Origin of the sequence: Kurthia sp. Dielmo (assembly GCF_000307285.2) — a bacterium.
Lineage (GTDB): Bacteria > Bacillota > Bacilli > Bacillales_A > Planococcaceae > Kurthia > Kurthia populi.
This window is the reverse complement of record NZ_HE578957.1, coordinates 19,658-29,302: the sequence shown is the minus strand read 5'-3', so window position 1 is coordinate 29,302 and position 9,645 is coordinate 19,658. Positions and strand designations below refer to the sequence as shown.

The window sequence follows — 9,645 nt, the reverse complement described above, 5'->3', positions numbered from 1 at the left end:
GTGTTTTATCCCAGCCTCTTTTTTATTAAGAGGTTGCACCGCGTTGTATCACGCTACGCTGACTAAAGGCTACTGCATGTAAAATGGTTTTTGTCATAATTTCAATACCTGTAAATAAACGGTCGCGGTTATACGTCATATGTGGATCATGTAGGCCCGGTGTAACACCACAACCTACACCTAGCATCGTCGCCTTAATGTATGGACGCTTCAATGTATAATAATGAAAATCCTCTCCACCCGGCGTTACGACGTCTGCCGCTAAATGATCTAAGCCACATGTATCAATAATAGCTTGCTTCATTAATTGTTTAGCCGTATCGTCTACCTCCGCTGCGACAATCGTTGCTTTCGTCTCAAATTCAATTTTAGCGCGATGGGATTGTTCAACACCCATAATTGCTAACTGTAGCTGGGCCATTAGCTGTTCCATGCCTTCATTTGTTTGGGAGCGTGCGTCAATTGTAAAACGCGCAATGCCAGGGATTGTATTCGCATTTTGCATATCTCCTGCTTGGAAGCTTGTTAATTTAACAGACGATGGAATCATCGGGTCAATATGAATATGAGATAAAGCCGTTACAAGACTTGAGCCAATTTCAATGGCATTTTTCCCTAAATGCGGGCGTGCACCGTGGCATTCTTGGCCAACAATGGTGCCTTCAATTAAACGTGCTGCTCCGTGATAAAGTGCGGGGCTATAGCTATTATCTTGCATTTCTTGTACAGGACGAATATGCATACCAAATAAAAACTGCATACCATCAACTAAACCACGTTCTACAAAAGATAATGCGCCGTTCCCCTTTTCCTCAGCGGGTTGAAACAAGACGCGAATTTTTCCTGATGCAGGGTTGTGTAATTCTTTTAATAGTAAAAGTACTCCTACTGCCATCGTCATATGTGCATCATGACCACATGAATGATTGCCACGAAACTCGCCATCTACTTGTTGCCATAGAGCGTCGATGTCTGTGCGAAGTCCGATAACTGGCGCACCTTCACCGATTTCAACATATAAGCCAGTCGAACCTTCAAAAGTTGTGACATGGAAATTTTGATCACGTAAGATTTTTGCCAAATACGCAGTCGTTTTATATTCTTGCCAGCCAACTTCTGGAATAGCATGTAGTTGTTCATATACTTGTCGTAAAAATGGTTTATGTTGTTCCAGCACTTGTTGCACATGCGTCACCTCTTAAATTTCTATTTCGCTATAAATGTACACTACTTTATCATGCTTTCAATGAAAAAGCAAATTTATTTCAGAAAATTTAATTTTTTAAGTCTTTTATTTTTACAAAAGCTTTACATATTATAATAAAATTTGTTTGAAATTTTCTGTCTTTTTAGGTATAATAGAGAAAAGGCACTAGGAGGAATGGCTATGAATGTTAAAAATATTGCTATTGACCCGTATGACACAAACGTTGAAATCCCTGCTTTCCTTGATGCATCTGTCTCTTTCGAAGACATCGAAGCAGCTTTAAAAGAATTATTACTTTTGATTCAGTCAACGCATAGCGCTGTCGTTAATCCAGGCCCACAAGCATCGTAAATTATCCATAGTTCAGTCAACCATCATTCTTTTTAAGAATGATGGTTTTTTACTGTTCAAATCTTCCATTTCACGATATAATTATCAGAAAATAACGAATTTTCAAAAGGAATGGTGATATAGATGCACGCTCAACTAGAAAAAATCCTCGAAGAATTACAGACCTTTTTAGGAAAGGATCAGCTTTCGACAAATGAGACAGTCCGTGAGAATCATGGTCGTGATGAATCCTATCATGAAATGGCTCTACCTGACATCGTCGTCTTCCCTCGTACGACTGAGGAAGTATCAAAAATTATGCAAGTCGCAAATACATATGAAATTGCGGTTATCCCCTTTGGTGTAGGCTCTAGTTTAGAGGGCCATATTATCCCAGTAACACATACGCTAACAATTGATTTTAGTCAAATGAATCAAATCTTAGAAGTGCGCCCTGAAGATTTATTAGTGCGTGTACAACCTGGTGTCACACGTATGCAATTAAATAAAGAACTGAAAAAACATGGCCTATTCTTCTCAGTAGATCCAGGAGCTGACGCTACGCTTGGTGGGATGGCCGCAACGAATGCCAGTGGTACAACAGCAGTTCGCTATGGTGTCATGCGTGACCAAGTACGGGACTTAGAAGTCGTGCTTGCAGATGGACGTGTTATGCATACGGGGAATCTTGCCGCGAAATCATCATCTGGTTATCACTTAAATGGCTTATTCGTAGGCTCAGAAGGCACACTTGGTTGTTTTACGGAACTGACATTAAAAGTATATGGTATTCCTGAATTTGAAATGGCCGCACGTGCTGTATTCCCTACGGTTCGTCAAGCAATTGAAGCGGCTACAATGGTCTTACAAGCAGGTGTGCCGATTGCACGTATTGAATTAGTTGATGAGCAATCAATGGAGCAAGCCAATGCCTATAGCGGAACGTCTTACTTAGTAAAACCAACATTATTTTTAGAATTCCATGGTAATGAGGCAGGTTTGAAGCAAGACGTCGAATTTACAACAGAAATCATGAATGATAATGGTTGTTTGGAAATCTTTTTTGAAACAGATAATAAAGCGCGTCATGAGCTATGGGAAGCGCGTCATAATTTGGCTTATGCTTATATTCATGGCTATCCTGGCAAAAAAATGATGACAACCGATGTCGTGGTGCCAATTGGTGTGTTAGCAGATGCGATTGAATTTGCACGTCAATTAATTGATGAAACGGGCATGATTGGTGGCGTTCTTGGACATGTCGGTGACGGCAACTTCCACTCACTTGTGATGATGGATTTAAATAACCCAGAGGATGTAGCACGTGCGAAAGCCTATAATGCACGTCTTGTCGAGTTTGGTCTTGAAAATGGTGGTACTTGTACAGGTGAGCACGGCGTTGGTGTTGGTAAAATGATTTATCAATCACGCGAGCACGGCGAATCGCTAAATGTTATGCGTGCCATTAAGCACACATTAGATCCTAAAAACATTTTAAACCCAGGCAAATTAATTGCGGAAGTATAACTCAACCATAAAAAGAGATTGCGACAACATCATGTTCCTTTTCTAGCGTTCGCAACAAAAACCGGAACCGCGCTACAGCGCGATTCCGGTTTTTTTATGCTCCTAGGAGCGGTTATTTTTACACGTATGTCAAAGCCTCTTTTTTACAGTAACAATCAACTTCGTTTTGAACGATCTAATGTCACCATCATCACAGTAGCTAGTACCCAAAGCCCTATCATAATTGTAATAATAACACCGTTTATATTTTGTAAATTGAAATTATGATATATCAAATACGCAATAATCACGATAATAAATACGAGCTGAATGGCCATTTTTTTCATCATGTGGTTTGTCCCTTCTTCTTTGTTGATTGTATCACGTTATAGCAGGATTTTGTGCATCGTATTCGTTCTAAACTGAATCGTTTCAATTTGCTCCAAACGCTGCTCTACGAACGTAAACTGATGTGCTGTATAAAAAGCAATCGCTCGCTCATTCAATGCATTGACACGTACGTATAGCTCAGTGCCTGCTGGATAGAAGGATTCTCCTGTTACCAATAATTGATGCCCAATCCCCTCACTAAAAACGGCTGGGCTTAAATAAATTGTCTCCAGCTCATTTCGTGTACCTATTGAAAAATTAGCAAAGCCAACAATGACATCTTGCTGCAACGCAACGAAAAATAGCGTCGTATCAATGCGGTGGCGCAATTGACGATAATTATAATCAAATGCTAAAAATTGCTGCTGTAGCTTCGGTGGAATAATTTGTTGATACGTTTGACGCCAACTTTCAACGGCGATTTTTTGAATCATCGGTATATCTTCATATGTAGCTCGCCGAATCATGTCGATTCCCCCTTTTTATTTATTATAAAGCGTGCGAATTAGTTGTACAAATGCGCACAATTTCTTACTATGAAGAGAGGGAGGGATTTTATGGAAAATTTCACGTATTATAATCCAACGCGCCTTCATTTTGGGAAGGGACAAATCTTAAAATTAGAGCAGGAGCTAACACATTACGGTAAAAACGTTTTACTCGTTTATGGAAGCGGTAGTATTTTTAAAAATGGTGTCTATGACGATGTCTATAAAGTGTTATCAGACGCAGGTGCTAATATTGTCGAGTTAGGTGGCGTTGAGCCAAATCCACGTGTCGATACAGCTGAAAAAGGTATCCGCATTTGTCGTGATACGAGCATTGATTTTATTTTAGCCGTTGGTGGTGGCTCTGTAATTGATTGCGTTAAATTAATTGCCGCAGGCGCTAAAACCGATGCAACGGCTTGGGATATTGTGACACGTAAAGCAAAAGTGCGTGATGCACTACCATTTGGTGTTGTCTTAACACTGGCGGCAACGGGCTCAGAAATGAATTCAGGCTCTGTTATTACAAATTGGGAGACAAAAGAAAAATATGGCTGGGGTTCTTCAAAAACATTCCCACAATTTGCAATATTAGATCCAGCCTATACATTTTCTGTACCAAAAAACCAAACAATTTATGGTATTGTCGATAGTATGAGCCATGTACTCGAACATTATTTCCACGAGGCCGACCATACAGAGTTCCAAGACCGTATGTGTGAGGGATTATTATTAACGATTATGGAAGCCGCACCCGATGTGCTGAAAAACCCTGAAAACTATGATGCACGTGCTACCTTAATGTATGGGAGTACAATGGCGTTAAATGGCATGTTAAATATGGGTTATCGCGGCGACTGGGCAACGCATAATTTAGAACATGCCGTCTCTGCTGTACACGATATTCCACATGGTGGCGGCTTAGCGATTTTATTCCCTCGTTGGATGCGCCATTATGTTCACGAGGATGTGCAGCGCTTCCGTAAGCTCGCAACACGTGTATTCAATGTCAATACGACGGGATTAAGTGATTTAGAAGTAGCAATGAAAGGCATCGAAAAACTTGAAGCCTTCTGGGAGTCAATTGGTGCTCCGACACATTTAGCTACGTATCAAATCGACGACTCGACGCTTAATATCATTGTCGATCGCGCGATGCGTCAAGGGGATTTCGGGAATTTCGCGACCGTTACAGCCTCTGACGCAGAAGCGATTTTCAAAGCTGCTCTTTAAATATTAAATGAACCTGAAACAACCATATATAAGCATGACAAAAGAAGGAATCGCGCCAACACGCGACTCCTTCTTTTTATTGCACATCACTATCAAATGACATTCTCTTTTATGATTTCTTACGTAATGCAAATGGCAAATAAAGCACAAGCCACACGATAAATAATAATAAAACAAGGCCAAAAATATAGCCTGGGTTTCCAAAAATATGTTCAAGCGGCACGATTGGTGAGCCCGCTGATGGTGTGCTTAAAAACCAGAAATTGGTCTCATAATGCTTGTTAAACATATACATAATCGGCGTTAAAATTAGTAAAAATAAGGCCGATTTCCATAAGTTTTTCGGTTGTGGGCGTAGTTCTTTTGAAGCGATTAGCATAATGATAAATGCCACAATTAAAATATGATACGTAAAGCTATAATTATTCATAAAACTAAACATTTCACGATGCGTCCAGTTCGGAAATAAGAGTGCGGCGAATGCACCCGGTAAAAAGATGCTATATAATAACTCGCCAACCGTTTTATTTTGTGTGTAAGCATAAATTAAAATAACGACTAATGCCATACCACATAAATCTAGTGGCAATGAACGGATTGACCAGGTCTCAAGAAAGAAAATATAACTATCTCGGATAATTTCCGCACAAATAAGTGCCCAGGCTAAAGCAATGCGAATTTTCTTTCGCGCCTCGTCTGTTGCTAAACGATATTGATGCGCGACAAACCAAATCGCAAGTATTCCAAATGCTAGCCAACCTATATGAAAAGAATCGTACAATGAAAAGCCGGTTGTTGGCATACGTTTCCCTCCTTTCGTTACGTTACAAATAAAGACAATGCGGGTATAACTAGAGTAATACTAGGGGGTTATTATCATTACAATGTTATCCAACACATCAAAATGGCAGACGACAAAAACAGCAATGGCTTGTTTTTTATTAATTATTTCGTATGTAATTACTATGACAATCGCCTTTGAGACAAAAAGTTTAGCGCTTTTTTGCGCATTAAGTCATCTGCTGATGACGATTTCATTGCTCCTTTTCTATATTGTAAACCAGAACTATATCGCAAAAAAAGCAAAATCTCGTCAGATGTACCATATGTGGTTGATTGAACGCTTTTTAATTTTATGCTGTGGGCTTGTTTTTTCGCTTATGGCTTGCTTCTTATTAGTTATGAGTATGCTACGCCTTATGGAGCCTGAGCCTATAGTAGTTGCTATTGAGCCGATTTTACAAATCGCCGTGCTTATTTTAATTAGTAACCTCTGTTGTTATTTGCTACTGTCATCATACGAAACGAGTTCAAAAGCATTTACACGTTATTTACTGCGTGCAGACGGCTTAAATGCATTGCTTGTCATTTTAGTATCTTTCCTGTTAATTAGATGGCAAGTATCTACTATTGATGAAGTATTGGCGTTTATGCTTGCACTTACCCTATTTAACCAAGCATATCGCATTTTAAAACGCTCGCTCATTTTAATGACAGAAGGCACCTCCGAGCAACGTCAACTTGCCGCTATTCAAGGAAGTTTGTATCGTTTAGATGCTGTTACAGACATTGCAAATTTACAATTATGGACGGTTGTTGGCGAAGAAATGACGTTTAGTTGTCAGCTATATATTACAGCTGATGCACCAATTCAAACCGTTGAACAAGAAGTGCTGACGCTCTTAAAGCAGCAATACGCGATTACAAGAACCGCCATTCGTTTTATTGTAGACACATCGTCAAAACAACTTACCCCAGTCACCTGATTATAAAAAAAGGTTAGTACAAAACATTTTATTTTCCTTTTTTAGCATTCGCAATGAAAAACCGGAACCGCGCCATAGCGCAATTCCGGTTTTTTTACGCTCATAGGAGCGGTTGTTTTTACACGTATGTTAAAGGCTATTTTGTCATTAGACTTTTTTCACATATTGTGAACGAATATATAAAGAGCCAAAACCTTCTACTTTCGCTTCTAAATCATGCCCGTCAACATCGCCACAAAACTTGATATTTTTCACTTTTGTACCAGCTTTCAAGTCAGAGGTGGCGCCTTTCACTTTTAAATCTTTAATAATTGTGACACTATCACCTGGATTTAAAATATTGCCGACGCTATCGCGAATAAGCGCCGCTTCCTCTGCTTGTTGTTGCTCAAATGCCGTCCATTCATTGCCACACTCTGGGCAAATGAACGCTGAACCATCATGATACGTATAGGCCGAATTGCACTTCGGACAGTTTGGAATGTTCTCCATTTTTATCTCTCCCTTCCTACATTTCTCCATCATGCCATAGCTCTCTATGGTCGAACAACCTTTTCTTTCATTTCAATGAAATTTCCTCGCATCCTGTTCACGAATTTTACATTTCTTTACGCTGCGTTAAAGCTCTCCTTACATTTCTTCGTTACAGTAAAGTTATACCATTTAAGGAGGAAGTTACATGAAAATTTGGTCTAAGAAATTCGCTGCAGTTTTAGCAAGCTCTGCGCTTGCGTTAAGTGCCTTTGGTGCTACAAACGCCGAGGCAGCATCCAAAAAGAAGGACTCACCGAAAAATATTATTTTTTTAATCGGTGATGGCATGGGAAATTCCTATACTTCTGCGTATCGTTATATGCAAAACGCGCCACAGCAGCAATTCGTGAAACAAACCAAACTAGATCAATACTTAGTCGGTCAGCAAATGACCTATCCTGAAGATCCCGCACAAAATGTAACGGACTCTGCTTCTGCCGCTACGGCAATGTCTGCGGGCATTAAAACCTATAATAATGCCATCGCCGTCGACAACGATAAACAACCTGTAAAAACGGTGTTAGAGCGCGCAAAGGAATTAGGAAAAGCAACGGGTCTTGTTGCTACATCAGAGATTACCCATGCGACACCGGCGGCATTTGGCTCACATGATGAGTCCCGTAAAAATATGGATGCCATCGCAGATGATTATTTTGATGAATTAGTTGGTAAAAAGCATAAAATCGATGTATTGCTTGGTGGTGGTAAATCAAATTTCGTGCGACAAGACCGCGACTTAACAAAGGAATTTGAAAAAGCCGGCTTCCATTATGTAACGGATAAAAAAGCTTTAGCAAAAAATAAAGAGGACCAGCTTATCGGTCTTTTCGCAGATGGCGGTCTTGATAAAATGATCGATCGTAAGAGCACCACCCCCTCTCTACGCGATATGACCACGGCGGCATTAAAGCAATTGAAAAAAGACGATGATGGCTTCTTCCTAATGATTGAAGGCAGTCAAATCGACTGGGCAGGTCATGATAATGATATTGTCGCCGCAATGAGTGAAATGAAGGACTTTGATGCTGCATTCCAAAAAGCTGTCGACTATGCAAAAAAAGATAAAAACACACTTGTTATTGCGGCTGCTGACCACTCAACAGGTGGCTTCTCAGTTGCTGCTAACGGGGACTACAACTGGAATCCCGAAGCACTGCAAGCTTTCTCAAAAACGCCTGATTATCTAGCTGCACAAATCGCAGGTGGTGCAGACGTGGAACAAACACTTAAACAATATATCAAGCTTGATTTAACGACAGCTGAAATCGACCAAGTGAAAGAAGCCGCGACAACGAAAAAAGTAACAGATATCGATAATGCCATCGAAAAAATTGCCGATAGCCGTTCAAACACTGGCTGGACGACAGGCGGTCATACAGGCGAAGATGTTAATGTTTATGCGTATGGGCCACAGGCAGAAAAATTTGCTGGTCAAATCGATAATACCGACCAAGCCAAGCTCGTATTTGAATTACTCGAACAAAACACAAAAAAGAAAACAAAAATTAACGATAAAAAAATGAACTAAGGGAGCTAGAGGATGCCGATTCGCTTTTTCATTGGTATCTTGCTCGTCGTCCTGTTAGCGGGATGTCAACAGAAGGCGACGGCAGATGACCATCTACCACGAACCGATTATGCAACAGGCTATAACGGTAATGCACAAATTCCAGATGACCGTACCCTGTTAAAGGAAAACGATACAATTCAAGCAGAAAAGGGCTTTATGACCTTAAAGGAGGCAAACTTTGAGCCACAAACGATTGTCGTTGGCGATATTCATTTAACGATTCATGATGTGAAGCGTATCCATTTAGAGCCAGACTATAGTATGGTTGATTATTTCCATCAGCTCACACATAAGGAAACATTCGATTTTGTAAAAGCGTATGTGACGATTGAAAATACCGCCAAAGAAACACGTCACTTCTCCCCTGTTGCAACGTTAAAAGCCGCTTCAGGCACACAATCATTTGAACGAGATATTTATTTAGATAATATAAGTGGCTCCTTTGCCCCTTCAGAAAAAAAGCAAGGCAATATCGGCTACATTACCGAGCCGGGTGATGATGCGCTTACGGTTACAACGAGTGCGGTTTTTGACGAACATGAACAACAGCTCACAAAACAAACAACATTTACGTTACAACCATAAAAAAAGCAGGTAGCCGATTAGCTACCTGCTTTTATA

Annotated in this window: 11 protein-coding genes; 6 read left to right on the top strand and 5 right to left on the bottom strand. The window is 40.2% G+C overall.

The annotated features are described in order from the left end of the window. Positions 1-25 precede the first annotated feature (25 nt). Entirely contained in the window at positions 26-1,186 is a 1,161-nt protein-coding gene (locus KTHG_RS05055) for a M20 peptidase aminoacylase family protein (RefSeq protein WP_139991896.1), read from the bottom strand. 201 nt (positions 1,187-1,387) lie between these two features. On the opposite strand from KTHG_RS05055, the gene KTHG_RS21085 reads away from it, so the two are divergent. Both KTHG_RS21085 and KTHG_RS05050 read left to right on the top strand, forming a co-directional pair. Continuing rightward, positions 1,388-1,558, top strand: a complete 171-nt coding sequence (locus KTHG_RS21085; RefSeq protein WP_158620945.1) for a hypothetical protein — start codon at positions 1,388-1,390, stop codon at positions 1,556-1,558. Between the two features lie 123 nt (positions 1,559-1,681). Further along, positions 1,682-3,064 (top strand): FAD-binding oxidoreductase, encoded by a 1,383-nt coding sequence (locus tag KTHG_RS05050; RefSeq protein WP_126989491.1) that lies wholly within the window; start codon positions 1,682-1,684, stop codon positions 3,062-3,064. A 155-nt stretch (positions 3,065-3,219) separates the two neighbouring features. Here the strand turns inward: KTHG_RS05050 and KTHG_RS21080 are convergent, their stop codons facing one another. Together KTHG_RS21080 and KTHG_RS05045 are read right to left on the bottom strand one after the other, a co-directional pair. Next, positions 3,220-3,393 carry a hypothetical protein gene (locus KTHG_RS21080; protein WP_158620944.1) on the bottom strand — a complete coding sequence of 58 codons (174 nt, stop codon included), beginning with the start codon at positions 3,391-3,393 and terminating at the stop codon, positions 3,220-3,222. Positions 3,394-3,429: 36 nt separating this feature from the next. Then, positions 3,430-3,900 (bottom strand): GNAT family N-acetyltransferase, encoded by a 471-nt coding sequence (locus KTHG_RS05045; RefSeq protein WP_139991894.1) that lies wholly within the window; start codon positions 3,898-3,900, stop codon positions 3,430-3,432. A 90-nt stretch (positions 3,901-3,990) separates the two neighbouring features. Between KTHG_RS05045 and KTHG_RS05040 the strand changes: the two genes are divergently transcribed. Further along, the gene (locus KTHG_RS05040; protein WP_139991892.1) at positions 3,991-5,154 is read left to right on the top strand and encodes an iron-containing alcohol dehydrogenase; all 1,164 of its coding nucleotides are present in this window, start codon (positions 3,991-3,993) and stop codon (positions 5,152-5,154) included. A 109-nt stretch (positions 5,155-5,263) separates the two neighbouring features. On the opposite strand, the gene KTHG_RS05035 is transcribed toward KTHG_RS05040, so the two are convergent. Then, positions 5,264-5,956 (bottom strand): YwaF family protein, encoded by a 693-nt coding sequence (locus KTHG_RS05035; RefSeq protein WP_139991890.1) that lies wholly within the window; start codon positions 5,954-5,956, stop codon positions 5,264-5,266. An 82-nt stretch (positions 5,957-6,038) separates the two neighbouring features. On the opposite strand from KTHG_RS05035, the gene KTHG_RS05030 reads away from it, so the two are divergent. After that, positions 6,039-6,920 (top strand): cation efflux transmembrane domain-containing protein, encoded by an 882-nt coding sequence (locus KTHG_RS05030; protein WP_139991888.1) that lies wholly within the window; start codon positions 6,039-6,041, stop codon positions 6,918-6,920. A gap of 147 nt (positions 6,921-7,067) precedes the next feature. Here the strand turns inward: KTHG_RS05030 and KTHG_RS05025 are convergent, their stop codons facing one another. Beyond that, a complete protein-coding gene (locus tag KTHG_RS05025) occupies positions 7,068-7,412 on the bottom strand; it encodes a zinc ribbon domain-containing protein YjdM (protein ID WP_126989486.1) in 345 nt (114 codons plus the stop codon). A 187-nt stretch (positions 7,413-7,599) separates the two neighbouring features. Here KTHG_RS05025 and KTHG_RS05020 point away from each other — a divergent pair, with 187 nt between their 5' ends. Then, positions 7,600-8,982: an alkaline phosphatase gene (locus KTHG_RS05020; RefSeq protein WP_139991886.1), complete on the top strand. Its 1,383-nt coding sequence runs from the start codon at positions 7,600-7,602 to the stop codon at positions 8,980-8,982. Between the two features lie 12 nt (positions 8,983-8,994). Next, the gene (locus KTHG_RS05015) at positions 8,995-9,609 is read left to right on the top strand and encodes a DUF4352 domain-containing protein (protein WP_255512387.1); all 615 of its coding nucleotides are present in this window, start codon (positions 8,995-8,997) and stop codon (positions 9,607-9,609) included. Positions 9,610-9,645: the final 36 nt, after the last annotated feature.